Source organism: Bifidobacterium sp. UTCIF-38 (assembly GCF_006454495.1).
Taxonomy (GTDB): domain Bacteria; phylum Actinomycetota; class Actinomycetes; order Actinomycetales; family Bifidobacteriaceae; genus Bifidobacterium; species Bifidobacterium callitrichos.
The window spans coordinates 61,787-88,692 of sequence record NZ_JFAL01000024.1 but is presented as its reverse complement, the minus strand read 5'-3'; the positions used below and the strand labels follow the sequence as shown (position 1 = coordinate 88,692).

General features: G+C 64.4%; 23 protein-coding genes and 1 tRNA gene. 8 read left to right on the top strand and 16 right to left on the bottom strand.

Annotated elements, in window-relative coordinates; translation table 11 throughout:
* Positions 1-83: 83 nt before the first annotated feature.
* From BW11_RS08925 to BW11_RS08905, 5 genes are all read right to left on the bottom strand, one after another.
* On the bottom strand, positions 84-812 hold the full coding sequence (locus BW11_RS08925) for a single-stranded DNA-binding protein (protein WP_140445505.1): 729 nt from the start codon (positions 810-812) through the stop codon (positions 84-86).
* Positions 813-1,083: 271 nt separating this feature from the next.
* Positions 1,084-2,865: a proline--tRNA ligase gene (locus BW11_RS08920; RefSeq protein WP_181162577.1), complete on the bottom strand. Its 1,782-nt coding sequence runs from the start codon at positions 2,863-2,865 to the stop codon at positions 1,084-1,086.
* A gap of 167 nt (positions 2,866-3,032) precedes the next feature.
* On the bottom strand, positions 3,033-4,139 hold the full coding sequence (gene amrS / locus BW11_RS08915) for an AmmeMemoRadiSam system radical SAM enzyme (RefSeq protein WP_375137654.1): 1,107 nt from the start codon (positions 4,137-4,139) through the stop codon (positions 3,033-3,035).
* The gene (amrB, locus tag BW11_RS08910) at positions 4,132-5,724 is read right to left on the bottom strand and encodes an AmmeMemoRadiSam system protein B (RefSeq protein ID WP_140445507.1); all 1,593 of its coding nucleotides are present in this window, start codon (positions 5,722-5,724) and stop codon (positions 4,132-4,134) included. Before amrB ends, amrS begins: the two co-directional genes overlap by 8 nt.
* A gap of 93 nt (positions 5,725-5,817) precedes the next feature.
* Complete coding sequence (locus BW11_RS08905) at positions 5,818-7,308, bottom strand: polysaccharide deacetylase family protein (RefSeq protein WP_140445508.1); 1,491 nt, start codon at positions 7,306-7,308, stop codon at positions 5,818-5,820.
* A gap of 259 nt (positions 7,309-7,567) precedes the next feature.
* On the opposite strand from BW11_RS08905, the gene BW11_RS08900 reads away from it, so the two are divergent.
* On the top strand, positions 7,568-8,323 hold the full coding sequence (locus BW11_RS08900) for a hypothetical protein (RefSeq protein WP_140476358.1): 756 nt from the start codon (positions 7,568-7,570) through the stop codon (positions 8,321-8,323).
* Positions 8,320-9,054, top strand: coding sequence for a response regulator transcription factor (locus BW11_RS08895; RefSeq protein WP_140445510.1), 735 nt, complete (start codon positions 8,320-8,322; stop codon positions 9,052-9,054). The genes BW11_RS08900 and BW11_RS08895 overlap by 4 nt, the downstream gene beginning before the upstream one ends.
* A gap of 15 nt (positions 9,055-9,069) precedes the next feature.
* Here BW11_RS08895 and BW11_RS08890 read toward each other — a convergent pair whose 3' ends face one another.
* The 3 genes from BW11_RS08890 to BW11_RS08880 form a co-directional block, all read right to left on the bottom strand.
* Positions 9,070-10,491 carry a PIF1 family ATP-dependent DNA helicase gene (locus BW11_RS08890; RefSeq protein WP_140445511.1) on the bottom strand — a complete coding sequence of 474 codons (1,422 nt, stop codon included), beginning with the start codon at positions 10,489-10,491 and terminating at the stop codon, positions 9,070-9,072.
* A 23-nt stretch (positions 10,492-10,514) separates the two neighbouring features.
* The gene (gene orn, locus BW11_RS08885) at positions 10,515-11,165 is read right to left on the bottom strand and encodes an oligoribonuclease (protein WP_140445512.1); all 651 of its coding nucleotides are present in this window, start codon (positions 11,163-11,165) and stop codon (positions 10,515-10,517) included.
* A 79-nt stretch (positions 11,166-11,244) separates the two neighbouring features.
* On the bottom strand, positions 11,245-12,297 hold the full coding sequence (locus BW11_RS08880) for a LacI family DNA-binding transcriptional regulator (RefSeq protein WP_140445513.1): 1,053 nt from the start codon (positions 12,295-12,297) through the stop codon (positions 11,245-11,247).
* 307 nt (positions 12,298-12,604) lie between these two features.
* Between BW11_RS08880 and BW11_RS08875 the strand changes: the two genes are divergently transcribed.
* Both BW11_RS08875 and BW11_RS08870 read left to right on the top strand, forming a co-directional pair.
* Positions 12,605-14,335, top strand: coding sequence for a glycoside hydrolase family 13 protein (locus tag BW11_RS08875; protein WP_140445514.1), 1,731 nt, complete (start codon positions 12,605-12,607; stop codon positions 14,333-14,335).
* 131 nt (positions 14,336-14,466) lie between these two features.
* The gene (locus tag BW11_RS08870; protein ID WP_140445515.1) at positions 14,467-15,735 is read left to right on the top strand and encodes an MFS transporter; all 1,269 of its coding nucleotides are present in this window, start codon (positions 14,467-14,469) and stop codon (positions 15,733-15,735) included.
* 98 nt (positions 15,736-15,833) lie between these two features.
* Here BW11_RS08870 and guaB read toward each other — a convergent pair whose 3' ends face one another.
* The 3 genes from guaB to BW11_RS08855 all read right to left on the bottom strand — a co-directional run bounded on the left by guaB (position 15,834) and on the right by BW11_RS08855 (position 19,297).
* On the bottom strand, positions 15,834-17,384 hold the full coding sequence (gene guaB, locus BW11_RS08865) for an IMP dehydrogenase (protein WP_140445516.1): 1,551 nt from the start codon (positions 17,382-17,384) through the stop codon (positions 15,834-15,836).
* Between the two features lie 132 nt (positions 17,385-17,516).
* Positions 17,517-18,653: an MraY family glycosyltransferase gene (locus BW11_RS08860; RefSeq protein ID WP_140445517.1), complete on the bottom strand. Its 1,137-nt coding sequence runs from the start codon at positions 18,651-18,653 to the stop codon at positions 17,517-17,519.
* Positions 18,650-19,297 carry an L-threonylcarbamoyladenylate synthase gene (locus BW11_RS08855; RefSeq protein WP_140445518.1) on the bottom strand — a complete coding sequence of 216 codons (648 nt, stop codon included), beginning with the start codon at positions 19,295-19,297 and terminating at the stop codon, positions 18,650-18,652. The genes BW11_RS08860 and BW11_RS08855 overlap by 4 nt, the downstream gene beginning before the upstream one ends.
* Positions 19,298-19,658: 361 nt before the next feature.
* On the opposite strand from BW11_RS08855, the gene BW11_RS08850 reads away from it, so the two are divergent.
* Positions 19,659-20,360 carry a sugar O-acetyltransferase gene (locus BW11_RS08850; RefSeq protein WP_375137656.1) on the top strand — a complete coding sequence of 234 codons (702 nt, stop codon included), beginning with the start codon at positions 19,659-19,661 and terminating at the stop codon, positions 20,358-20,360.
* Positions 20,361-20,373: 13 nt separating this feature from the next.
* On the opposite strand, the gene prmC is transcribed toward BW11_RS08850, so the two are convergent.
* The 4 genes from prmC to BW11_RS08830 form a co-directional block, all read right to left on the bottom strand.
* Positions 20,374-21,261, bottom strand: coding sequence for a peptide chain release factor N(5)-glutamine methyltransferase (gene prmC, locus BW11_RS08845; protein WP_140445519.1), 888 nt, complete (start codon positions 21,259-21,261; stop codon positions 20,374-20,376).
* 142 nt (positions 21,262-21,403) lie between these two features.
* Positions 21,404-22,492 carry a peptide chain release factor 1 gene (gene prfA / locus BW11_RS08840; protein WP_107043630.1) on the bottom strand — a complete coding sequence of 363 codons (1,089 nt, stop codon included), beginning with the start codon at positions 22,490-22,492 and terminating at the stop codon, positions 21,404-21,406.
* Between the two features lie 156 nt (positions 22,493-22,648).
* Positions 22,649-22,861 carry a 50S ribosomal protein L31 gene (gene rpmE / locus BW11_RS08835; RefSeq protein ID WP_043164901.1) on the bottom strand — a complete coding sequence of 71 codons (213 nt, stop codon included), beginning with the start codon at positions 22,859-22,861 and terminating at the stop codon, positions 22,649-22,651.
* Between the two features lie 138 nt (positions 22,862-22,999).
* Positions 23,000-23,073: transfer RNA gene (locus BW11_RS08830), tRNA-Ile, on the bottom strand.
* Positions 23,074-23,461: 388 nt separating this feature from the next.
* On the opposite strand from BW11_RS08830, the gene BW11_RS08825 reads away from it, so the two are divergent.
* Positions 23,462-23,887 carry a hypothetical protein gene (locus BW11_RS08825; RefSeq protein WP_043164900.1) on the top strand — a complete coding sequence of 142 codons (426 nt, stop codon included), beginning with the start codon at positions 23,462-23,464 and terminating at the stop codon, positions 23,885-23,887.
* 137 nt (positions 23,888-24,024) lie between these two features.
* Here the strand turns inward: BW11_RS08825 and BW11_RS08820 are convergent, their stop codons facing one another.
* Entirely contained in the window at positions 24,025-24,714 is a 690-nt protein-coding gene (locus BW11_RS08820; RefSeq protein WP_107043631.1) for a hypothetical protein, read from the bottom strand.
* 365 nt (positions 24,715-25,079) lie between these two features.
* Here BW11_RS08820 and BW11_RS08815 point away from each other — a divergent pair, with 365 nt between their 5' ends.
* Entirely contained in the window at positions 25,080-25,589 is a 510-nt protein-coding gene (locus tag BW11_RS08815; RefSeq protein WP_140445520.1) for a hypothetical protein, read from the top strand.
* Positions 25,590-25,837: 248 nt separating this feature from the next.
* Positions 25,838-26,788, top strand: coding sequence for an ROK family glucokinase (locus tag BW11_RS08810; protein WP_107043633.1), 951 nt, complete (start codon positions 25,838-25,840; stop codon positions 26,786-26,788).
* Positions 26,789-26,906: the final 118 nt, after the last annotated feature.

Sequence of the window (26,906 nt, the reverse complement as noted above, 5' to 3'; positions counted from 1 at the left end):
GTCATGAAATGGCGGAGGAGCCAGCATGCTGCTGACGCCTCCGCCATTGTCGTTGTTGTCGTTGTTATCGTCGTCGGCTGGGGTTACATTCCCGAGGACGTCTCCCACTCGGTATCGGCCCCATCAGCGTTTTCGCCACCTGCGGATTCATCGTGGATGACACCATCGTCGTCCACGGTCTCGTCGTCGTATTCGGCTTCGCCGTCGGCGGACTCGTCCTCGCTCATGGCTCCATACACCTCGGTGCCATCGGCATCGGCATTCTGCGCACCGAGAATGTCGACCGGACTCGCCGGCGTCGAAGCGCCCGGCAGCGGATCATTGCTGGGAGCGCCGGTGCCACCGGCATTGGCGTACGAATCCGCTCCCTGCTCATTGGGGACGTTCCGCCCGTTCTGATCGTTCCGCTCCGAATCCGCCGCGTCCGAGGCTGGCTGTTCGCGCCCGACCCGGCGGAATCGGCCGATGCCTTGACTCAGGTCGTGACCGACGGCGACGGCGTCGATCACCGGCGTGAACCGGTCGGTCTGTTCACCCTCCTTGCGCCAGCGCTCCGAATGGAGCGTGCCGGTCACGATGACGGGATCGCCCTTGTGCAACGATCCCAGGATGTTCGAAGCGAGCGTGCGATAGGCGCGCACACCCACCCACGTGGTCTCGCGGTCACGCCACTGCCCGAGACCCGAGTCATAGAATCGTGGAGTAACCCCGATGCGAAACGAACAGGCGGGAGCGTCGATGCTTTTGCCGAAGGATCTGGGGTCCGCACCGAGATTGCCGGTGACGGTCACCTGAATTTGCTGGATGCCCATGTCGATTGGTCCTTTCCGTATGCGATCGGCCCTCGTTGGCCGATGCGATCGATGATGGACCGAAGAGACGGCCTCACCCGCGCATGTGACCACGGACGGCCGTTCTTCGGTGCCTCCAGCGTGCGTCGGAGCACGGCGCACGGGCAAGACCGGCCGGAGGATGTGGGCGGAGCCTAGAGCCACGGGCGTGTTGTGGATAACCAGCCATAGAAGCAAAACGGCTCCCCCTGATGACAGGGGGAGCCGGAAGAGGACTTGCCGGAGCGGAGCGTCAGATGCGCTTCGCCAGCTCGTCGACGGCCTGATCGGCCGGCACGGCGACCTTGTTTTCGCCGTCGCGGTCGCGGATCTCGATGGTGCCGTCGTTGACGTAGTCGCGGCCGACCACGGCGATGACCGGCACGCCGATCAGCTCGGCATCCTTGAACTTGACGCCCGGGGAGACCTTCTTGCGGTCATCGTAGATGACCTCGACGCCCTTGGCCTCGAGATCGGCGACCAGCTTCTCGGCGCCTTCGAACGCCTTCTCGTCCTTGCCGGTGGCGACCACGTGGACCTGCGCCGGCGCGATGACGGTCGGCCATGCGAGGCCCTTGTCGTCGTGATGCGTCTCGGCGATGCAGGCGAGCACGCGGGAGACGCCGATGCCGTAGCAGCCCATCCACACCGGAACGGCCTTGCCGTTCTGGTCGAGGACCTTCAAGTCCAGAGCCTTGGAGTACTTGAGACCGAGCTGGAAGACCTGGCCGATCTCGACGCCGCGCTCGAAGCTCAGCGGGCCGGAGCCGTCCGGGCTCATATCACCGTGACGCACCTCGACCGCCTCGACGGTGCCGTCGGCCTCGAAGTCACGGCCGTAGACCGCGTGGAAGCGGTGCTTGCCGGCCTCGTCGCCGCCGATGATCCATTCGGATCCCTTCACGACGTGCGCATCGACGAAGAAGCGCACCGGATCGGCGACGCCTGCGGCCTCGCCCTGCTTGTCGAACGCCATCGGTCCCATGTATCCGGCGACCATCTCCGGGTGGGCCTTCAAGTCCTCCTCGGTGGACTCCTCGATCTCGGACGGTGCGAACTGCGCCTCAAGACGCTTCATGTCCACCTGACGATCGCCTGGCACGGCCACGGCGATGACCTCGCGCCACGGCTTGTCATGGTCCTCGTCCTCGGCGTGCATCACCGTGATGGCGACGGTCTTCAGCGTATCGGCGGCGGTCCATTCGCGACCGTCCTCACGCGGGTACAGGCGGTTGGCGGTGTCGACCAGCGCCTCGATCGTCTTGGAGTCAGGGGTCTCACGGGTCTCCATCGCCGGGGTGTTCGAAGCATCGATCTCCGGCAGCTCCGGAGTGTGCAGCGCCTCGACGTTCCAGGCCTTGCCGGATGGGGCGAGCGCGAACGTGTCCTCGCCGATGGCCATCGGAGCGAGGAACTCCTCGGACGCGGAGCCGCCCATCGGGCCGGACATCGCGAACACGGGCACGTACTTCAGGTCGAGACGCTGGAAGATGCGCTCATAGGCGCCACGCTCGTCGTAGTACGCCTTGCGCATGCCCTCCTCGTCGATCGTGAAGGAGTAGGCGTCCTTCATGATGAACTCGCGGCCGCGGATGAGGCCGGCGCGCGGACGGAACTCGTCGCGGTACTTGGTCTGGATCTGGTAAAGGGTGACGGGCAGGTCCTTGTAGGACGAGTACATGTCCTTGACCAGCAGCGTGAACATCTCCTCGTGTGTCGGCGCGAGCAGGTAGTCGGCCTGATGACGGTCCTTCAGACGGAAGATGTTGTCGCCGTACTCCTCCCAGCGGTGGGTGGCCTCGTACGGTTCACGCGGCAGCAGGGCCGGGAAGTGCACCTCCTGAGCGCCGATGCCGTTGATCTCCTCGCGGATGATGTCCTCGATCTTGTTGAGGACGCGCAGGCCGAGCGGCAGCCAGGTCCAGATGCCGGGCGCGGCCTTGCGGATGTATCCGGCGCGCTGCAGAAGCTTGGCGGAATCGACGTCCGCGTCGGCGGGGTCCTCGCGCAGGGTGCGCAGGAACAGGGTAGACATACGAAGGGTATTGGAAGTCATACGCTCCAAGATATTCGCGTCAACCGACAAGCGGGTGACGCTTATCCGTTCCGTTCGCCCGTTCGTGCGTCCGTTCATCCGCGCATCCTTCCCGCGATCGCCCGCAATCACCCGAGATCACCCGAGATCGCCCGCCGGCGGGGAGATCACCACCTGCCGGCGATCACGGTCCCGCACTCCGGGCAGCGTGCACCATCCGCATCCCGTCCATCGTTCCCGCTCTCTCCTACCGGTGTCCCGCCCGTGAGCCGGTCGCCGATGATCCGGTACCAGTCGCGCACCACGAGCTTTGCCCGGCAATCCGGGTTCGGACAGTACGTGGTGTCCCCTTCGACGTCGTGCACGTTGCCGGTGTAGACGTAGTGGAGTCCCTCGTCCAGGGCGATGCCGCGGGCGCGGGTGAGTGTCGCGTGCGGGGTGGGTGGCACGTCGGTCATCTTCCATGCGGGGTGGAACGCCGAAAAGTGTAGGGGCACATCCAGGCCGCAGTGCTCACGGATCCACGTGCATTCGGCGTGCAGCTGCGCGTCATCGTCGTTCAGACCGGGGATGAGCAGCGTCGTCAGCTCGACCCACACGTGCCGCCCGTCCGGGGTGCGCGCCTCGTTGACCGCATAGTCGATGGTGTCGAGCACGTCCTGCAGGTGCGTGCCGGTGACCTTCCAGTAGAAGTCCTCGGTGAAGCCCTTCAGGTCGATGTTGGCGGCGTCCATCGCATCGTAGAAGTCGGCCCGGGCGGGCGCGGCCATATATCCGGCGGTGACGGCAATCGGATGGATGCCGCGCGCACGGCATGCGTAGGCGGTGTCGATCGCATATTCGGCGAACACGATCGGATCGTTGTAGGTGAACGCGACCGAGTCGATGCCGCGATCGGCGGCTACCTGCGCGATCTTCTCGGGACTTGCCTCGACGCCGAGACGGTCGTAATCGCGAGCGCGCGAGATGTCCCAGTTCTGGCAGAACCGGCATCCGGAGTTGCAGCCGGCCGTGCCGAAGCTCAGGACGCTGGAGCCGGGGTGGAAGTGGTTGAGCGGCTTCTTCTCGACCGGGTCGACGGCGAATCCGGAGCTGCGGCCGTACGTGTCGGACACGATCACGCCGTCATGGTTGGAGCGCACGAAGCAGAAGCCGCGCTGTCCGGGTTTGAGCACGCAACGGCGCGGGCACAGTTCGCAGCGGGCGCGGCCGGTACCGTCGTCGAACCGCGTCTGCCAGCGGCCGAGGGCCGGACCGAAGATGGTTTCACTCACGCTCGGCATAGGCCGTCACCCCGTAGCGTTCGCACTCGATCTCGCCGTGATCCCAGTCGAGGCTCGGCGTGATGCCGGCCTTGGCAAGCAAATGGGAGACGAAGTCGCGCGGGTCGGGCAATTGCTCCCACACCTGCGGCAGGAACGTGGCGCGGCGGCCGCGACCGTCGGCGAGGATGAGCCCGTCCTCACCGGGCTTCAGCGCGTGCTCGAGTTCCGTACGCGAGCGCACTCCGATCGGTTCGGGGCGCGAAAGCACCGACACCTCCACGTCGAGCAGCGGGTATTCGCGCGGTGCCACGGGCATGAACCGCGGGTCGCGACTGGCCGCGTCGACCGCATGGTCGGCGACGTCCCGACCCAGCGACCGGTATGCCTCGAGCGTGCCGATGCAGCCGCGCAGGTCGCCGCGCTCGGTCAGGGTGACGAAGCTCGCGCCGGGTTCGTCGAGCCATGGATGCCGTGCGATGATCGCATCTGGACGGTCAGCGGGATCGTCGTCCAGTCCGAGATGCTCGCGGATGGCTGCTCGGGCGAGCTTGAGGAGCACGGTGCCGCGATCGGCGGACGCATCCTGCTGCCATACCGCGAACGACGAGTAGCCGACGACGGCCTCGTCGGGGTCGCGCATCGCGGGACGCGGTTCGCCGGCGAGCGAGACCACGCCGTCGTCGCCGGAGGTGCTGCGGCCGAGCAGCCGCAGGTCGAAGGCGACGTCGTCTCCTGCGGCGCTCCCCTGCGATGCCGGAGACGAATCGGGATGCAGCCCGCGTGCCAGCACGTCGAGCAGGCCGTTGACCGGGTAGGCGCCGCATGCGCGCCGCGGGTGGATGGGCCCGTGTAGGTGCGCGATCGCGTCGATGGTTTCGTCGTCGAGTTCGCGCGCATACTCCTGCGGATGATAGTGGGACAGGTCGGAGCTGATGACGATCACGGTTTCGGGACCGCCCCACAGGGCGCGCAGCACGTCGCCGACCTCGCGGGGCGTGGCGTCGCCGGCGTTGAGCGGCACGATCTCGAGGTCGGGGCCGAGCACGGTCTGGAGGAACGGGATCTGCACCTCGACCGCGTGCTCCTGCGCGTGCGTCGGATCGTCGACGATGAGCGCCGGGGCGGGTGCGTCCGGCAGCGCGCACATGCCGGAGCGCAACGCGCCACCGACATCGTCAGGCCTGTCCGCGTCATCGCCGGACAGCAGTCCCAATGCACGACGTTCGGACGCGACGTCGATCGGCACCGTGCCGAGCGGGGTCTCGAACGCGACGGCCGACGAACAGGCAACGCCGCGGACCGGTACACGATGCGTCGGCCCGATGATCACCGCGCGGCGGATCGTGCCGCGTCCGCGTTCGAGCAGCGCATAGGCGAGCGCCGCGGTCGTGCCGGAGTACACGTATCCGGCGTGCGGCACGATCACCGCCTTCGGAGCGCCCTTGGGCAGGGCGTCTCCCCCGTTCTCCAGCTTCGCGAGCAATTCGCGCCCGTAGTCGAGCTGTCGGTTGATCATCTTCTTCAATACGACGCGATCGTCGGGATAGAAGGCTCCGGCCACCGCCGCCGGACGAACGAAATCGGCACGCACCATAACGACCACCTCTTTCACGTCCCATGGTAGTCGTCGTTGGATGTCCGCGTCTCGCGATCGCCTATCGCACGACGATGACCGATTCGGCTGGACTCAGCTGGCGGCACCTACTTGACCACCCTGCTGTACGTCGTCGATGCTGCCGAGACTGTAGATCATGTCGCCGGGCTCAACAGGCTGCATGGCACCGGCGAGAAGCGTGTCGACGGTGACGATGCGGTAGCCCTTCTTCTCGAGCCCGGCGATGATCTCGGGCAGGGCCTTGGCGGTTGCGGCGTTGCCGTCGTGCAGGGCGATGATCGAGCCCGGGGCGGCGTCGGAGACCACGCGTTTGGCGATTGCGGAGGCCGTGGCCTTGCCGTCCCAGTCGCCGGAGTCGACGCTCCACATGATCATGGACTGGTTGTTGGCTTTCGCGGCGGCGCGCAAGGCGTCGCTCCATGCACCGTCCGGCGGGCGGAACAGGGTGACGGGTTTGCCTGAGGCCTGCGAGATCACGTCGTCGGTGTCCTTGAACCATTTGGCAAGTTGGTCGGCGCTCATCGCATGCATCTGCGTGTGCCGCCATGAGATCGATCCGACGGAGTGCCCTTCGGCGACCATGCGCCTGACGAGGGACACGTTGGAGCCGTTGACGAACTGCCCCTGCAGGAAGAACGTGGCGGGCACCTTGGCCCGTTTGAGCTCGTCGAGAATCCTCGGCGTGCGCTGCTTGTTGGGGCCGTCATCGAAGGTCAGGGCCACGCAGTCGGTGAAATGGCAGTCGAGCGGCATGGCTGCAATGACCTTGTCCGTGACGTCGGAGAGCGGTCCGGTCGCGTTCACGATGGTCGCCGCGTCGGTGGTGGACGTGGTGTCGAGCGTATGCTGCGCCGCGTCGATGGTCTGCTGCAAAGCGGCACGCAGGGCGTTGTCGGCCTTGCCGTCGGATCGCGTATAGGCGGTGCGTGCCTTGTCGAGGAGCGTGTCGAGCCGTGCGCGTGCGTCCCTGACGGTCAGACCATCGAGAATGCCCTGCAAAGTCCGCATGTCGTACGGCATGGAGATAAGGGCCGTGTCCATCTGGGTGTCGGCGCTGCCGTATCGGTCGGACAGGTCGTCCAGCGCCGCGGTGGACATGTCGTCCGTGCAGTCGGCGGCGGCGAGCGCCGTGAAGTCGATGCCTTCCGTACGGTTCACCTGTTGCTGGAGTCGTTCACGGGTCTCGCTGTTGTCGAATCCCTTGGTCTTGTCGAGCAGCGTCTTCGATGCGGCGAGGGTCGGTGTGAACGTGGTGGCGGTCTCCGTGTACGCGCGGCGGGAGGCGCGGCATCCGACGAGCGCGCTTTCATGCGCGCGACGTTGCGACGCCAGCACCGAGCTCGTGACCGTCCATCCGGCGAACACCAGTCCCGCCACGAACAACGCGATCACCGCAACGACGATCGGCGTGCGCAGGCGACGCAGGCCGCGGGCGTGACGGGTGCGATCGCCATCGCCGTCGTCCGTTCCGCCCATCTGCTCCAGCAGTGTCGGATCATCATCGGCCCCATCGCCATCATTCCGATCCGCATCATGATTCGATTGCCCATTCAGCCCCACCATCGTGCACCTCGCCCCATCTCATCCGTCACTACCCATGCACATCATGCATACCCGTCGGTTCGCATTGCACACACGGCTGCAAGATGGTCTTACATCACATCCTAGTTCGTAGACCTCGGCAGGAAGCCGCTCGATCATCCATCGTCAACAAACGTTGACCGGTTTCCGTTGCCATCGTCTGTCAGGAACAGTGATGTGTCAAGATGGTGCCGAATGAACGCCGTTCGACAATGGGCGGCAAGATCAACAGGAGGCTGCAATGACGAATATACGGGCCGTATACGCGACATTCATCAGACGTCACCGGTGGACGACTCTGGCGGCGCTGGTGGTAATGATCGTATCGGCGAACCAATGGTATATGACGTTGACGGCCAGCATGCCTTGGCAGGTAACCGCCGTACAGATCGCGATGATACTGGCGACGGCCGTATTCTCGGTCGCGCCGTTGCCGGCAAGTCTCATCATCATCGTTCTGTATTCCAGTGAATTGTTCATCACCGTGCCATTGCCGTATGGAGGCTGGCCCCTGTACATGGTCGCCGCATACGTGGCGTACACCATGCGAGTGCGGATCGTCGCGTCGGTATTCTGCTATCTGTGCCTGCTCACCGCGGTGCAGCTGCGGATCAACGAACCTGCAACATCTCTACCCATGATGCTGATGTATGCGGTCAATCTGTGCGTTCCCTATGCCATCGCGATGCTCGTGAGCGGAATGATCCGCCAGCAACGCGAGATGTCACGACTGCGGATGAGACTGCTGCACGCCGAATATGTCGAACGCAATCTCAACGCAGTAACACATCTGCATGACGAAGTCAGCACCGAACTAACCTCCGTTATTCTGTCCGCGCGACTGGGACTCAATACTCCATCCAGTGCCGGACGCCATGACCAGTTCACCGCGATCATCAAACAGTCGAGCACCGCACTGTTCCACGTGCATCAGGTCATCCGGCTGCTGAACAATCAGGTGGGGCAATACTGCAATCCTGAGGAACAGCGTCGATGACGGACATGATCATCACCATCGGCATCGTTGATAACGATACGATCACCGTGCAGGCGTTGCGGATGCTACTGGAACGCGTCGATTGCTTCCGTGTCCTGTGGACCGCGCAATCGGGACGGGAAGCCATCGCCGAATGCCTCAACGATGATCATTGGCCCGATGTGCTGCTCATCGACGCGGAACTCGGCGACATGAGGGGAACAAGACTCTGCCATCAGCTACGCATCAGCAATGCTCGGACAGGCATACTCATCATCACCGCATACCCGTTGGAGTATTTCACGCATGAAGCCGCACAGGCCGGAGCGCAGGGCATCGTCGGCAAAGCCGACTATCCGTGGCTCGCACGGGCGATTCAAGTCATTTCAAACGGACGACCGTTCATCAATCCGCGTATTCCGACGGATTTCACCGATCGCCGTGATCGCACGCAAGGAACGGATTCCGATACGACGTTCTCGAGCTTCGAGAACGCTGCAGTCGCCCATCTCCGTTTGATCGAAGCAGCGAAGCATGGAACCGATATGACGCCCGTCGATTCGCTCAGCCATCAGGAGGCACAGGTGTTATCGCTATCGGCCGCGGGACTGACGCAGAATGAGATCGCCGATCATCTGAATATCTCCGCCGCCAGTGTCCGCACCCACTCATCGCGCGCCCGGAGGAAACTCAATGCCACAACGCTGATCCAAGCCGTAGTGACGTGGGTCACCGGCGATCATCGTGATTGAAACCATTTCAAAGCGTCAGAACAGAGACTCCTGGGCGAATTCGTCGTTGGGGTCCGCGTCGGAAGCGGATGCGAGCGCCGATGGCTTGAATGCACCAGCACCCTGATCGACGAGCAGGTCGGATGCGGCGGCGGACGCCTCGCGCAGATCACCGTCGAGCATGACCGCATCGGGCGAGACGAGGAACATGCGGTTGTTGACGCCCTCCAGATACAGTCCGCCCAATGATTCGACGCGGGAGAGCGCCACATACCCCATGCCGGGCGCGAACGTACGCCTCAGATCCATGACCGCGCGATCGAGCGTCATGCCCTGCGACTTGTGGATGGTGATGCCCCATGCGCAGCGCAGCGGCACCTGAGAGACGGAGGCGAGTACCTCGTCGCCGTCCATCATCTCCCATGTGGCCTGTTTCATCGTGACGATGTTGCCGTTCTCGAATTCGACGATCGGCCAGCCGCCCTTGTTGTCGGCGGCGAATCCGCGCACCGTGCCGAGCGATCCGTTGACGAACTGGCGGTCGGTGTCGTTGCGCAGCGCCATGACGGCCGCCCCCTCCTTGAGCACAAGCTGTTCGGGGGCGAGCATGTTGCGTTTGAGCCGGTCGACGAGGTTCGCCGGCCCCGCCTGTTCGGCGTGGAACGTGTGCTGCTCGGCGTCGATCCGCGCGAGCTTCATATCGTTGAGGTTGTCGGCCTGCCGGTTGACTGGGAACAGGTGGACGGCCACCTCGCCTTCGGCCGGCCGGACACCGAGACGTGTGACGAGGAGGCCACGGTCCGCGTCGCTGACGCATCCGGAGCGGATGTCGCTCAGGACGCCGAGCAGCTTGCCGTCGTCCTGACGATGCTGTTCGGTCAGGTAGCAGACGGCCGGATCAAGCTCGGCCCAGACAAGCGATTCGGTGACAAATCCCTCCGGGTTGAGTCCGGCGCGCGCATACCGTTCACGCGAGGCGATGAATTCGGGACGCACCGGCAGCACGTCGCGGTCACGCCCGGAGACGGAGACGGGAGGCAGCTGGAAGAAGTCGCCGGAGATCACCACCTGCAGACCGCCGAAGGGGCGCGGATCGTGCCGGACCTGACGGCACACCTGATCGACCATGTCGAACAGCCAGGCGTGCAGCATCGACACCTCGTCGATGACGAGGATGTCGGCGGCCTGGATCCGGCGGCGTCGCCGGGTTCTGATGGTCTTGAGCAGGCTTGCGGTGAGCACGTCAGCGAGACCGATGCCACTCCACGAGTGGATGGTCTGGCCGTCGATGTGCGTCGAGGCGATGCCGGTGGAGGCGGTGACGGCCACGTCGGCGCCATCGGCACGCGCCCCGCGGATGAACTCGTTGAGCACGTACGTCTTGCCGGCACCGGGCGCACCCGTCAGGAACACGTTCGCCCCGGCGTTCAGGATCGCCAACGCCTCACTCTGCCGCATCGATCAGCCCCTCGAAGACGGTCTCACTGGTTGGTCAGGCTGGTCGCGACGATCTCGTCGCGGATGCGCGCGGCCTCGGATGCGTCCGGTCCGGGGGCGGCGGCCATGACGGCCGCGCGGTAGTAGCGCAGCTCGTCAAGCGATTCGATGATGTCGGCGAGCGCGCGGTGGCCGCCGTTCTTCGGCGGACGGTTCTCGTACACGGCCGGGTACCAGCGGCGGGCGAGTTCCTTGAGGGTGCTCACGTCGATGCTGCGGTAGTGCAGGTGGCTCATGAGGTTCGGCATGTAGTGGTCGAGGAACTTCTTGTCGGATCCGATGGTGTTGCCGGCGAGCAGGGGCCTGACGCCGTCCGGGGTGAAGCGAGCCACGTACTCGGTGACCTTCTGCTCGGCCTCCTCGAGCGTGAGACCGTGCTCCCACTCGTTGATGAGTCCGGAGCGGGTGTGCATCTGGCGCACGAAGTCGTTCATGTGGTCCACGGCCTTCCGGCTCGGCTTGATGACGTAGTCGACTCCCTCGTCCAGCACGTTCAGGTCGAAGTCGGTGGGTACGACCGACACTTCGACGAGTTCGTCGCCGCCGAAGATGTCGAGTCCGGTCATCTCGCAGTCGATCCAGATGAGGCGCGAATCCTTCGCGCTGTAGGTTTCGGCGTCATGTGCGTCAACCATTGTCGTCCCTCTTTCGTCATCGTTCGTCTTGGAAAAGAACAGTTCAGACTATACCCGGCAGGGGACGCGTAGACACGGATCACAGGCGTGCTGTGGTGGATCGCGTCAGCAGCGATGCGGGCAGGATCGTGTGAGGCTCGTCGAGCGTCTCGCCGCGCATGAGCCGCAGCGCCTTGTCCGCGGCGACGCGTCCAAGTCGTTTCGGATCCTGCCTTACGGTGCTCAGGTCGACGACGTCTCCCAGCGAGTCGCCGTCGAATCCGACGAGCGACACCTCTTCGGGGATGTGCCACCCCAGTCTGCGCAGTTCCTTGAGCAGCATCACCGCGCACCGGTCGTTCTCGACGCATATGCCGGTGGGTCTGGGGGTGGCTCCGACCAGTTGCGCGGCGATGTCGGAGATCGCCAGATGCTCGTCGTTCCCGTCCGCGGAGCCATACCGGTTGATCGAGGGGATCGTCAGCACCTGGGTCTCGTCGTAGCCCTGTTCGTTCACCGCGTCGAGGAATCCCTGAAGACGAACCGAATCGCTGCACACGAACGGCGATGGCTGCACCGGCTGCTCGACATACGCCACGGCCTCGTGGCCGAGGGAGCGTAGCAGTCTGATCACCCCGCGCATCGCCGCCTTGTCATCGATGCGTACGGAGGCGTCCAGTCCTTCGACCGATGGCGTGTTGATGCCGATCGTCGGAGTAGCCAGTTCCGCGAGCATACGCTGACGGTCGGCATCGAGCAGGAACGAGGCGACGATGATCGCGTCGACGTTCTGCGTTCCCGACACCGTTCGCAGGAAGCTGTCCAGATCGGCCTCCGACCACATCACGTAGGGAACGACGTCGTATCCCTCGCCCGAAAACCCCTCGTATAGTCCCTCGAACGCATTGGCGTTGAACCATTGGTCCATGCCACTGGGCAGGAGCACGGCCACGCGCATCGATCGTCCGCTGGCAAGCGACGATGCGGTCTTGGAGAAGGTGAAGCCGAGTTCCTCGGCGGCCCGTTCGACGCGGGCGCGGGTGTCCGGATTGACCTTGTCCAATCCGCGCAGCGCACGCGAGACCGTGGATACGGAGACGCCGGCCTGACGGGCGACGTCGTTGATCGTGGTACGAGTTGCCGTCCTGTCCATATGTCCGCCCTCTCCCGTGTCCGTCGATGCCGTTGCGATCCCCATCCGCCGCCCGATGCGCGAATGACGCCGCATCAATCACCATACACCAGCGAATCACACCGTTTGCACTCCATTGTTGTAAAAACGCTTGCATCATTGGTATTTCAGTGCAATCAGCACACTTCACACCAACACGACACGCCGATTGCACCCAATTTTGCACAACACTATGCAAGCGCTATTATTCAACTACCAAACAGAACGAAAACACTTTGCAATACAAGGTGCAAGCGCTTTTACAACTCTGGATTCAAGGAGGAACCACATGACCAACGCCACCGACCCCGCACTGTGGTGGAAGCAGGCCGCCGTCTACCAGGTCTACCCGCGCAGCTTCAAGGACACGACCGGCTCCGGTCTGGGAGATCTCGCCGGCGTGACCGAGAAGATCGGCTACCTGTCCCGGCTTGGCATCGACGCGATCTGGTTGAGCCCCTTCTACCCCTCGCAGCTCGCCGACGGCGGCTACGACGTGGACGACTATCGCAACGTCGACCCGAAGCTCGGCACGATGGACGACTTCGACGCCCTTGCCAAGGCCGCGCACGCGCATGGCATCAAGGTCGTCGTCGACATCGTCCCCAACCACAGCTCCAACCTGCACCCGTGGTTCCAGAAGGCCCTCGCCGCAGCCCCCGGCTCCCCGGAGCGCGACCGCTACATCTTCCGCGACGGCAAGGGACCGAACGGCGACCAGCCGCCGACCAACTGGGAGAACCACTTCGGCGGCCCCGCATGGACCCGCGTGCCGGATGGCCAGTGGTACCTGCACATGTTCACCAAGGAACAGCCCGACTGGAACTGGAACAACCGCGAGGTGCGAGACGACTTCATCACCACACTGCGCTTCTGGCTCGACCACGGCGCCGACGGCTTCCGCGTGGACGTGGCGCACGGACTCGCCAAGGATCTCGACCGCGACGACCTCGACAACTACGTCGTGTGGTGCACCTCCGACCAACCGGACGACGGCTCCCACCCGGTCATCGACCGCGACGAGGTCCACGAGATCTACCACGAGTGGCGCAAGGTCTTCAACGAGTACAACCCGCCGGCGTTCGCCGTGGCCGAGGCCTGGGTGCAGCCCAACCGCCAGTACCTGTACGCCAGCCCCGACGATCTGGGACAGATCTTCAATTTCGAGTTCGCCAAGAAGGATTGGATCCGCGATGCCTTCCACGAGGCCATCGAGGAGGGAGTCGCCAGCGCCGAGCGTTCTGGGTCCTCAGCCACGTGGGTGATGAGCAACCACGACGTGGTGCGTCACGCCACCCGATACGGCCTGCCGCAGGTGCCGACCAGCGAATACCACCAGCTCGCCAAGGATTGGGTGCTGCGAGACGGCACCACGTACCCGCTCGACAGGGAGCTCGGCACCAAGCGCGCCCGCGCCGCCATCCTCATGGAGATGGCGCTGCCCGGTTCCGTCTACGTCTATCAGGGCGAGGAACTCGGCCTGTTCGAGGTGGCCGACATCCCGTGGGATCGAGTCGAGGATCCGTCCGGACACCGCACCTCGCAGGCGGCCAGCACCAAGGGCCGCGACGGCTGCCGCGTGCCGCTGCCGTGGACGACGGACCCGTCCGACTCCTTCGGCTTCACTCCCGCCTCCAAGGCGGACGGCACCCCGAGTCAGGAGGCGCATCTGCCCCAGCCTGCATGGTTCAAGGACTTCGCCGCCGACATCGAGGACAGCGATCCGGAATCCATGCTGAACCTCTACCGTCGCGCGCTGGCCCTGCGTCACGAGCTGCAGACCGACGACCTGAGCCTGACATGGCTGCCCGAAGACCGCTCCAGCGGCAAGCCGGACGGCGCGAACGGCTTCACCGGCGGCACCATCGCCTACAAGCGCGCCAATGGATGGGCGTCGATCACCAACTTCGGCGCCGATCCGGTCGACCTGCCCGCCGGCGAGGTGCTCCTCACCTCCGGACCGCTGACGGACGACGGCAAGCTCCCGCAGGATACCTCCGTCTGGATCCAGCTCGCCTGAGAGCCGTTACCGGGCGGCCGCCGTCCTTACCAACCGTGCCTGTCCAAGCCTTCCCCCTCGGCCCGGACAGGCCCCACACATCCAAGATTTCCTTTCGGCAATAACCCTCAACGAAGAGAAAGAAAGAAACAATGACAGCAGCAAGCGTGACACCCGCGCCTTCCAACTCCAAGTCCGACAAATGGCGCTACGTCGCCGGCTTCATGGCCTTCGCCGTGCTCTCCGGCGTCGCCTTCTTCGGCACGATGTCCGTGCTGGTCCCCCAGCGCCTGCGCGCCGATCTCGGCATGGGTGCCGTCGAATCGACCGCCGCTCTCGGCGCGATCAACTCGGCCGGCTCCATCGCCTCCATCTTCATCGCCCTGTTCGTCGGCGCACTGTCCGACCGCACGCGCTCCAGGTGGGGCAAACGCACCCCGTGGATCTTCACCGGCGCGTTCATCTACGGCATCTGCTTCTGGTCGCTGTCGCGCCCGTCCAGCGCACTGCTCATCGCGATCTTCTACATCCTCGCACTCGTCGGCCTCAACATGGTGCAGGCCCCGATCTACGCCCTCATCTCCGACCGCGTCGAGGAATCCTCGCGAGCCACCGTGTCCGCCGCGATCGGCGGCGGCGGCGTGATCGGCCAGGGCATCGGCACGCTCATCGGCTCCCGCTTCATGGAGAACGTCGAGATCGGCTTCATCTGCACCGGCCTGTGCGCACTCGCCGCCGGCGTGCTCGCCGTGATCCTCGCTCCGAAGGAACCGTCCAGCAAGGACTTGCCCAAGGACACCTCGAAGCCGATGTGGAGGATCATCCTCGAGTCCCTCACCCCGCCGCTGAAGGATTGCGGCGACTTCTACCGCGCCTTCATCTGCCGCACCTGCCTCATCGTCGCCTATCAGATGATCTTCAGCTACCAGCTGTACATCCTCACCGATCACATCCACGACACCGACGCCCAGGCCGCGAACGCCATGGCGATCATCTCCGTGCTCACCATGGTCGCTTCGCTGGTCGCCTCCCTGATCTCCGGCCCGATCGCCGATGCGCTTCACCGCCGTAAGGCTCCCATCGCCGTCGCCTGCGCCGTGTTCGCCCTGGGCCTCGCGATGCCGTGGATCTCCCCGACCGAGATGGGCATGTTCCTCTTCGGCGGCATCGCCTCCTTCGGCTACGGCATGTACCTGTCCGTCGACCAGGCGCTGAACGTCGACGTGCTGCCGAACAAGGAGACCGCAGGCAAGGACCTCGGCTTCATGAACATCGCCACCTGCGCCGGACAGGCCATCGGCGTGGCGATCACCTCCAGCATCGTTGCCGCCACCCACTCCTACACCCTCGTGTTCCCGACCGCCATCGCCATGGCCGCGATCGCCGCGATCGCCGTGCTCGGCATCAAGCGAGTCAAGTGAGACAATCCTCACCATAAGGAATGGCCTCCTCCCGAATTCGGGAGGAGGCCATTCCTGTCGTCACCGTCGAACCATCACGTTCGAATCGTCACGTTCGATCAGTTGCTGTGGAAGCCGGAGTAGTTCGGCGCCTCGGCGGTCATCACGATGTCGTGCGGGTGCGATTCACGCAGGCCGGCGTCGGTGATGCGGATGAAACGGCCCTTCTCGGACATCTCGGCGATGTTGTGCGCGCCGATGTAGAACATCGACTGATGCAGGCCGCCGATCATCTGGTAGAGGACGGCGTTGAGCGGTCCGCGGTACGGCACCTCGCCTTCGACGCCTTCCGGCACGACCTTGTCGTTGGAGGTGACGTCGGCCTGGAAGTAGCGGTCCTTGGAGTAGGACTTCTTGCCGCGCGGGGCCATGGCGCCGAGGGAGCCCATGCCACGGTACAGCTTGTACTGCTTGCCGTGCAGCAGGACCTTCTCGCCCGGAGCCTCCTCGCAGCCGGCGAGGGTGCCGCCGAGCATGACGGAGGACGCGCCGGCCACGAGGGCCTTGGCGATGTCGCCGGAGTAGTGGATGCCACCGTCGGCGATGCAGGGCACGCCGGCGGCACGGCAGGCCTGGGCGGCCTCGTACACGGCGGTGAGCTGCGGGACGCCGACGCCGGCGACGATGCGCGTGGTGCAGATGGAGCCCGGTCCGATGCCGACCTTGACGGCGTCGGCGCCGGCGTCGATCATGGCCTGGGCACCGGAGCGGGTGCCGACGTTGCCGCCGATGATCTGCACGCCGTCGAAGGCGGAGTCGTGCTTCAAGCGGGAGATCATGTCGAGGGCCAGACGGGCCTCGCCGTTGGCGGTGTCGACGACGAGCACGTCGACGCCGGCCTCCATCAGGGCGGAGGCGCGCTGCCAGGCGTCACCGAGGAAGCCGACGCCGGCGGCGACGCGCAGGCGGCCCTGCTCGTCCTTGGTGGCGTCCGGGTACTGCTCGGTCTTGACGAAGTCCTTGACGGTGATCAGACCGGTCAGGTGGCCTTCGGCGTCGACGAGCGGAAGCTTTTCGACCTTGTGCTTGGCGAGCAGGTCGTGCGCATCCTCCTTGGAGATGTTGGACGGACCGGTGACCAGGTTCTCCTTGGTCATGATGTCCTTGACCTTGAGGCGGTCGTAGTCCTCGGAGGCGATGAAGCGCATGTCGCGGTTGGTGATGATGCCGACGAGCTTGTTGTCCTTGTCGACGACCGGCAGGCCGGAGATGTGGAACTTGCCGCACAGCTTGTCGAGGTCGGCGAGGGTGACGTCCGGGTTGACGGTCAGCGGGTCGGTGATCATGCCGGACTCGGAGCGCTTGACGACGTCGACCTGAGCGGCCTGATCGTCGATGGACAGGTTGCGGTGCAGCACGCCGATGCCGCCGTTGCGGGCCATGGCGATGGCCATCTCGGACTCGGTGACGGTGTCCATGGCGGCGGAGAGCACCGGAGCCTTCATCGTGATCTTGCGGGTCAGGTGGGTGGTGGTGTCCACCTCGGAGGGAATGACGTCCGTCTCGTTCGGCAGCAGCAGCACATCGTCATAGGCGAGGCCAAGCTTCGCGAAAATCGGCGGAAGGGGAGCATACGCGGATTCTGCGTTCATATCGAGGTTTGTAGCCATGTGACCACTATATGAAAGTGCATTGACGTAGGAAACCACAATCGCCTATGGGCGTTCCGCATCCGTTCTTCCGGAGTTTTACTGCCGTTCATCAGGCTTCCGTTCGATTGTCCGCTCCCAGAAGGAGGGATCTCACTTGCCGTTACGCACGTGTTTGGCGCCTTCGTTTTCGGCGCGGATCTCGGGGATGCGGCGTTTCAGGTACGGGTACATCGTGACCACGGCGAGCACCGCTCCGACCACCGCCATGCCGATGAGGACGTGCCACGCCTTGAAGAACAGGATCATCAGGGATCCGAAGGCGATGAGCGCGGCCCACGCCCACAGGATCGTCACGGCGCCCTGCACGGTGTGGCCGATCCGGAGCATGCGGTGATGCAGGTGCATGCGGTCGGGGTGCATCGGCGACTGCCCCTTCGACAGACGTCGCACGATCGCCAGACACATGTCGAGCACCGGCAGGAAGAGCACGAGGATCGGCAGCAGGATCGGCATGAACACCGGCAGATAGATACTGGTGTGCACCGAAGCCGGGTCGATGCGCCCGGTCATCACGATCGACGCGCAGGTGATGAGATAGCCGAGGAGCATCGAACCGGAATCGCCCATGAACAGCTTCGCCGGATGCCAGTTGTGCAGGATGAATCCGACGCAGATGCCGACGAGCGCCACGTCGATGAGCGTGGCCATCGACGCGTACGAGGGCGAGGTGCGCGCCAGTATATAGGAGTAGATCGCGAAGGCGATGCCGCCGATCGCTACGATGCCGGAGGCCAGTCCGTCGAGTCCGTCGACGAAGTTGACCGCGTTGATCGACGCGACGATGAGGAACGCGGTGATCGCCATCGACAGACTGGGGGATGCGGTGACGAGCGATCCCAACGGCAGCGAGATGATCTGCAGTCCTCCCCATGCGACGAACACGGAGATGAGCAACTGCCCTGCCATCTTGAGCATCCAGTCAAGATCCCACAGATCGTCGGCCATGCCGAGCAGACAGATCAGGGCCGCGCCGATCAGCACCACCCACGCCTGCCGCGTGCTTTCGAACAGCCCCTGGATGAACGGGATGTGGCTGGCGAACAGCATGGCGACGGCGAAGCCGAGCAGCATGCCGAGTCCGCCCATGCGCGGGGTGGGGATGGTGTGTACGTCACGAGCACGCACCTTGCCGACGGCGCCGATCTCGATGGCGATGTGACGGATGATCGGAGTGAACAGGTAGGTGGCACCGCCCGCGATGGCGGCGATGAACAGGTAGATCCTCATGCGCCGAGCCCTCCGCCGTTGACGTGGAGCGCCTCGCGGATCGCCGACTGCGGGATCACGCCCTCCCGAAGGATGCGGATGCCGTCGCGCTCGTGCGGGTCGGCGGCAACGACGGTGCTGGCCACGTGCCCGGGCGTGCTGCCGCCGTCCAGATACAGCGGCACGGCGTCGCCGAACGCCTCGACCGCCTCGGCGACGCTCTGCGCGCTCTCGCCGCCGGACAGGTTCGCGCTGGATGCGGCCAGCGGGCCCAGCGCCTTGAGCGCCTTGAGGCACAGCGTCGAATTGGGCACGCGCACGCCCTGCGTGCCGTCCTTCGCGAGCGTGCGCAGGGTGCATCCGTCCTTCGCGACGGCGATCGGCGAGAACGCTCCGGGCAGGAACCGCGCGGCGAGCCGGTTGAGCGGTGCGGGCAGCGCGAGGTCGAGCTCGTCGAGCTGGTCGATGTCGGCGAGCAGCACCTGCAGCGCCTTGAACCGCGGGCGGCGCTTCAGCTCGTAGATGCGGTCGATGGCCCTGCCGTTGCGCGGGTCGCCGGCGATGCCGTACACGGTGTCCGTGGGGATGACCACCAGTCCGCCGTCCCTGATGATCTCGGCCGCCTTGACGAGCGCCTCGTCGTTCACCGCAAGAATCTCACTCATCGCTTGCTCTCCTTCTCGATCCGCGTCATCATCGTCCTCCGCCCGTCCGTCGTCTCGCTCATCGTCCTTCATCCATTCTTGCGTCCATATGGTCACCGCTATCCGTCTGACCCATGGATCGGCACACAATCTATCATTGCATCATTGCGCACGGACCGCAGCACGAATCACGGCGGCCGATCGTAACGCCACGCGACGGACGTCCATTATGTACGGGCGTACATTACGATGTGTAGGCGACGGATGACAATCATCAAAAACCGTATGCGGCACGCATACGCACCATGCACACAGCATGCACGCAGCATGTACACATCATGCAAAGGAGCCATCACTTATGACCGATCAGATGACCGATCAGATGACCGATCAGCCCACGCCCACCACGGACCTCGGCGCCGCCGCCCCGTTCCGCATCCCGCCCATCGAGCTGCGCACGCCGCGTCGCTCGGAGCGCGAGGAGATGCTCGCCGGCAGACTGTACGACGCGTCCGACGCCGAGCTCGACGATCTGCGCCGCAATGCCGGCGACCTGTGCACCCGGTTCAACGCCACGTCGCGTCACGACGATGCGACGCGCAGGGCGATCCTCGACGAGCTGCTGCCCGGTCACGGCGAGAATCTCGACGTGATGGGCCCGGTGTTCTTCGACTACGGATGCCATACGACGATCGGCGACCGCGTATTCGCGAACTTCAACTTCACCGTGCTCGACTGCGCGCCGGTGACGATCGGCGACGACGTGCTGTTCGGTCCGAACGTCTCGCTGCTGCCGCCGATGCACCCGCTGCGCTGGCAGGATCGCAACGTGCGCAGGCGCGCCGACGGCACCGCCTACGACTACGAGTACGGCGAGCCGATCACGATCGGCTCGAACTGCTGGTTCGGTGGCAACGTGACGGTGCTGGGCGGCGTGACCATCGGCGACGGCTGCGTGATCGGCGCGGGCGCGGTGGTCACGAAGGACATTCCGGCCAACTCGGTGGCCGTCGGCAACCCCGCGCACGTCATCAAGACCATCACCGACAGGGACGCCAGCGTCTATCAGGAGTACGCGCAGTAGGGACGGGACCGTTTCAGCCTTTGACGGCGAAGAGGAAACGGGGGCGACCGGTCCAGTCGTTGTCGGTGCGCCCCTCGGTGAAGCCGTTGGCGCGCGCGAAGGCGACGAGCCGATCGCCCTGCGAGATGTCGTGCTCCATGACGAGCGCGCCACCTGCGTGCAGCAGTCCGGCCGCGCGCAGGATGATCCGCTCGGGGATGAGCACGCCGTCCGCCGACCCACCGTACAGAGCCATGTCCGGATCGAAGTCGCGCACCTCGGGCTGTTCCGGCACCTGATCGAGCGGCACGTACGGCGGGTTGGTGATGACGATGTCGACGGTGCCGTCGAGCTGCGGCAGCGTCAGCGGGCTGGTCGCGTCGCCGCGTTCCAGATGGTAGTTGCCGGCGACCGACGGGTACGCCCGCGCGACGCGCACATGATTGCGCTCGGTCCACGCATACGCCTCGGCCGACAGTTCGACGGCCCACACCTCGGCGCCGGGAACCTCGCTTGCGACGGCGAGCCCGATCGCGCCGGACCCTGCACACAGGTCGACGACGCGCGGATGGTACATGCCCTGCCGCGTGATCCAGTCCAATCCCGCCTGCACTACGGTCTCGGTCTCCGGACGGGGAATGAACACTCCCGGCCCGACCGCGAGATCGAGATACCTGAACGGCGCGTGGCCCACGATATGCTGCAGCGGCTCGCGCTTCGCCCGCCTCGCGACCATCGCATCGAACCGCGCGGCGTCGAAGGCGAGGTCATCGCCCATCAGCAGCGCCTTGTCGACATCGCGCAGCTCAATGCCGTCACCGGCCGCCTCGGCCATCAGCAGCTTCGCATCATGTTCCGGCGTCTCGATCCCCGCCGCTCGCAACACAGCCGCAGCGGCCTTCACCACCTCATTCAGGGACACAAAACCTCTCTCCCCTGTCAAAAACGCAACTTGAAATACGAACGAGGTGTGGTGCGGCTTATACGGTGCTCGACCGTAGGCTTGGCCGAACGGCCTTGAGTGTGTCGAGCACCGTATAAGCCGCACCACACCGGTCAAGCGATCACTGCTGCTTGGCGAGACGTTCGGCCTCGTCGGCCTGAATGTCCGAGTCGATGACCGCCTGCAGATCCCCGTCGAGCACCTGATCGAGGTTGTACGCCTTGTAGTTCGTACGATGATCGACGATGCGGTTCTCCGGGAAGTTGTACGTGCGGATGCGTTCGGACCGGTCGAGCGAGCGCACCTGGGAGTGACGCATGTCGGCGGCCTCGGCGGCCTCCTGCTCGTGCTTCATCGCGAGCAGTCGCGATTTGAGCACGCGCAGTGCGGAGGCGCGGTTCTGGATCTGCGACTTCTCGTCCTGCATGCTCACGACGATGCCGGTGGGGATGTGCGTCATGCGCACGGCGGAGTACGTGGTGTTCACGGACTGGCCGCCGGGGCCGGAGCTCATGAAGATGTCGATCTTCAGGTCCTTGGGATCGATCTCGATCTCGTCGTCGTCCTCGTCGGCCTCCGGGAAGACGATCACGCCGGCCGCGGATGTCTGGATGCGCCCCTGCGATTCGGTGACGGGGATGCGCTGGACGCGATGGACGCCGCCCTCGTACTTGAGCGATGCCCACACGCCGTCCTCGGGGGCGGGCGTGCCCTTGGCGCGGATGGCGACCTGCACGTCCTTGACGCCGCCGAGCTCGGTGCCGTTCTCGGACTGGATGGTGACGGTCCAACCGCGCTTTTCGGCGTATCGGGTGTACATGCGCAGCAGGTCGCCGGCGAACAGCGCGGCCTCTTCGCCGCCGGTGCCGGCCTTGATCTCCATGATGACGTCACGCGCGTCGTCGGGATCACGCGGGATCAGCGCGGTGCGCAGCTTCTCCTCGGCCTGGGGCAGTTCGGCTTCGAGTCGCTTGGCCTCCTCGGCGAAGTCGGGGTCGTCGTCGGCCATCTCACGCGCGGCCTCGAGATCGTCACGGATGCCGAGATACCTCTGGTATGCGGAGACGATGGCGCCGAGTTCGGCGTGGCGCCGTCCGAGCTTGCGCATCTTGTCCGGGTCCGTCACCACTTCGGGGCTGGCCATCTGCTCCTCGATGGACCTGTACTCCTCCAGCGCGGTCGCCGCCGCGGGGAACTGTTCGTCTGCCATGCAGCCTTCCTTACCGTCCTGCCGTGTTGCCTGTGATTGTCGTTTCGGGTCGCATCCCGCCGCGGATGACGGCGAATGCGGAGAAGATATGAAAAAGCCAGCCCCGGCCGGTTCGCGCGGATGCGCGCCGGACCTGATGGGCTGGCGTGAAGTATGCTACTTGGTCCTCTTGCCGTAGCGCTTCTCGAAGCGGGCGACGCGGCCGCCGGTGTCGAGAATCTTCTGCTTGCCGGTGTAGAACGGGTGGCACTTCGAGCACACGTCAACCGTCATGTGGTCACCGTTGTAGGTGGAACGGGTGACGAAGGTGTTGCCGCACGAGCACAGGACCTCGACGGCATGGTAATCGGGATGAATACCCTGCTTCATAATGTCTCCTAAGGAATTCAGGTGACCCGGGTCGCCATGCCCCTCTGGCTGGCGTGAACCGGAACCTACGGAATACTAGACGAATGCACCGACAACACGCCGGCACAGTGCCTCCGGCGGCACGATGCCCCCGCACGGTGCCCCCGCTGGGACTTGAACCCAGGACCCACACCTTATAAGGGTGCTGCTCTAACCGACTGAGCTACGGGGGCGGACGCACATATTCTACCGAGGGCCGGGACGGAGAAACACGGCAGGCGCCCGAACGCCACGGCATCACGACACGCCGGACTGGCACATCGGATCACACACAAATGTTCGTTTCGACCTCAAAACTATCAAGCTCACTGTTCATTTGAGCGGGAATATGAACAGAAACTCAACCTGACGAACAATACCAACCAAACTGGTTACCTAAGGGTTAACGAGACAGAAAATCGCACCACTTCACCGATTTGAAACATTTCGCAGTGCTATTCTTAGGTCTCGGACGTTCACCTGAACGCCTGTTGCAGCCAATCGATAACGTCATAGACGTACATAACGCGCTATCAGAATCGAACATTTTGCCTGTTCGATTTCTCGTAGGAAGGGAACATCATGGCAGAGGACAATAAGAAGGTCATCACCGTCAACTTCGATATGTTCGACAAGACCCCGGAGGAGAAGACCGCCGAGGCCAACAAGGTCGCCAAGTCGTTCGGCATCAGCGACGAGGCGATCGCCGAAGTCGAGGACTACAAGGCCAAGCTCACCCGCTACGACGCCTGGGATCTGCCGTTCATGGGCTACGTGAACGACGACGGCTACGGCTACGCCTACGTGCCGGATGCGGCCATCGTGCGTGAGCCCTACTGGGACGCCCACAAGGCGTTCCTCGCGCTGCCGGAGGACGTGCAGACCGCGTTCGCGATCCGCATGCTGTTCACCCACCGTCCGGTTGACCGCTACGGCGCCAGCATGTTCCTGCACTACCAGCGCGGCTTCCAGGTGAACTTCGTGGGTGAGGGCGCCAACAAGTACTGATCGGCACCCATCCAGCGAAGCGCAGTGAGGGCGATGCATCTGCAATCGCCCTATAGACGGAGGGCTTCGCGGTCGACGTTGACCGCGAAGCCCTCACTGTTCTCCATGGAGCGGACGCGCCAGACCCGATGACGGGATCACCAGCGCATGTCCTTCAGATCAAGCTTGAGATGCGGGTCACACCCGAACAGCAATCGCACCAGATCGATGAACTTCGGGTCCCACGTACGCAGGCATGAGGCCAGATGCAGGCGGAATCGCGCGGAATCGGGCTTTCGGGCCTGGAACAGCGGGTCGCCGACCATACGCCATGCGCCGCGCACGCGGGCGATGCGCACCACCACGGCCCCGCCCTTGGCGCCGTCGAACGCCGCGGCCGTCGCGAAGTCGCGCACGCCGTATATGCCGCCGTTGATCACGTCCTCCAGCACGATCCGTGATTCGGCGGCGTTCGCCTCCCGCACCCAGAACCATGAGGCGAAGTTCGTCCGCGACGTCTCGCACAGCTCCGCGTAGCCGCGCTCCCCCACGGTCTCGTTCTCGTCACGCGCGTAGGCGGAGGCCACCGCGAACGGCGTCAGACCGAGCTGATCGAGGTGATAGTCGAAGGTGAACCACTGGTCGAACGCGTCCTCCATCCTCTGATGGAACTCCTCGCTGCGCGTGCGGAACGGATTGAGGTTCACCTGGATGAAGAACTCGCGTCTCGCGTCATCATAGGATTCCGGATCGGCCCGTCGGAACATGCTCGCCACATGAAACGCGGGGATGGAGGCGGGGGCTCCCCAATCGTCGCGCTCGCACATCGTCGTCTCGCTCATCGTCATGATCGTTTCCTTCCCCTGTGAAGGCTTGTGGGAGAACGCCATCGTTCTCCTCGTGCATGCCACATTAGGAGGTATCCGACAGGGGAACAAACGTCGGCACGAAACCTGTGGATACGGTGGACGACGCGGTGGATAACCGGAACGCACGTCACTCGCCGGCCAGCTGCCCGATCCGCCCAGCATGCGTACATATATATGAAATTGTTATCAAACCGTTAGCGTTAACCACATTGCGGAATGTACCATGTGGTTGATCATCCTACGGACTCGAATCACCTACGGCAATACAGCCGCAAGGCACGACCGAAGACACGAGTTGGGGTATATCGGCAACAGACATCGGAGCATCGAAAGGGCGGCAGACAATGACGTTCACCAAGGAGCAGATCACGTATCTCGAATCGCTTCCGGCGGTCGAGCACGTGACCGCGACCCGCATCACCTACACCGACGCATTCAAGACGCAGTGTCTGGAACGCTACATTCAGGGCGACAGCCCGACAGGCCTGTTCCGAGAGGCGGGACTCGATCCCAAGATCGTCGGATACAAGCGCATCGAACGCAGCTTCGCCCGCTGGCGCGACCTTCACGATGTGCCGGCGTACCCACGCACGCCCGGTCTTGATGGCCGCGGTCTCGACAGCCGCGGCGGGATGCGCCCGATCCGCACCGACGCGAACACGAACACGGACACGATCGATGCGACGGACGCGATGAACGCCATGGATATTCTGGACGCCACGCAATACACCCCGACGAATGCGTCCGAAGCGACAGCTCCGGATCCGCGCGACCTGCTCATCGCCCGGCAGCTGCATCGCATCGACGAGCTCGAGCGCGAACTGGCGGAGCTGCTCCACGTCAGGGCAGCGTGATCGTCACGCAATACATCGAATGGACCCGCTAAGTGGCAACGTTTGCAATGTAAACGTACGTCAATCAGCGCCGCCCTCCCCTGCCAATCCCCGTCGATCAGGCTTTTCCATAAGTGAACGGCTGGTGACATTTGACGCAAATCATGCGTAGACACTGGCGAAACATGCCGAAAGGTCACTCGCAATCACCCGGTATCACTACACTTTCACAAGTGAAACAGCCTAATGGAGCAATCAAAGGAGAAGCGATGACCACGTTGGCAATCGATATCGGAGGAACGAAGATCGCCGCGGCCGTGTGCGACGCAAACGATAGCATCATCCAGCGCTGGAGGGTTCCCACGCCGATGGACGCCGATGCCATCAACCAGCACATCGCCGACATCTACCATCAGGCCGTCGCCTCGGGCCACGACGACATCGAGGCCATCGGCATCTCGGCGGCCGGCAACGTCGGAGCGGATCGCAAGACCATCACGATCGCCGCGAACATCCCCGCGTGGATCAACTACGATCTGTCCGAGCACGTCGGGGCGCTCATCGACCACGCCGTGCCGGTCATCGTCGAGAACGACGCCAACTGCGCCGGTTGGGGCGAATACGTGCACGGCGCCGGCCAGGGCAGCCGCAACATGGTGGCGCTGACCGTCGGCACCGGTCTCGGCGGCGCGATCGTCATCGACGGCCATCTCTACCGCGGCTCCTTCGGCATGGCCGCCGAGCTCGGCCACCTGCCCATGGTGCCGGATGGCGACACCTGCGGCTGCGGCCTGCGCGGCTGCGCCGAGCGCTACACGTCCGGCAGCGCGCTGGAGCACTTCGCGAAGTCGGCCGTGCGCCGCCGTCCGCAGGACGCCAAGCGCCTGCTGGAGCTGTGCGGCGGCGACGTCAACAAGCTGGAGGGGCCGATGGTCTCCCAGGCGGCGCAGGAGGGCGACGTGCTCGGCCTGTACGCGTTCGGTAAGATCGGCGAGTGGCTGGGCCGCACGATGGCCGCCGTCTCCGCGGTGCTGGACCCGGACCTGTTCGTCATCGGCGGCGGCGTGGTGGCCGTCGGCGACATCCTGCTCGATCCGGCCCGCTACAACTACGCGCGTTTCCTTGAGGGCAGCGCCTACCGCGGCCACGCCAAGATCGTCGCGGCGACCGCCGGACAGGACGCCGGTCTGATCGGCGCGGCGAACCTCGCCCTGCACTGACCGCACGCGATCGATCCCACGCAAACGATCATGGAATCCGTCCCGCTACGTACCGGATTACGTAACGGGACGGACCACCACATGAACAGACCGCAACATGGGCGTGAACACCGTCGTT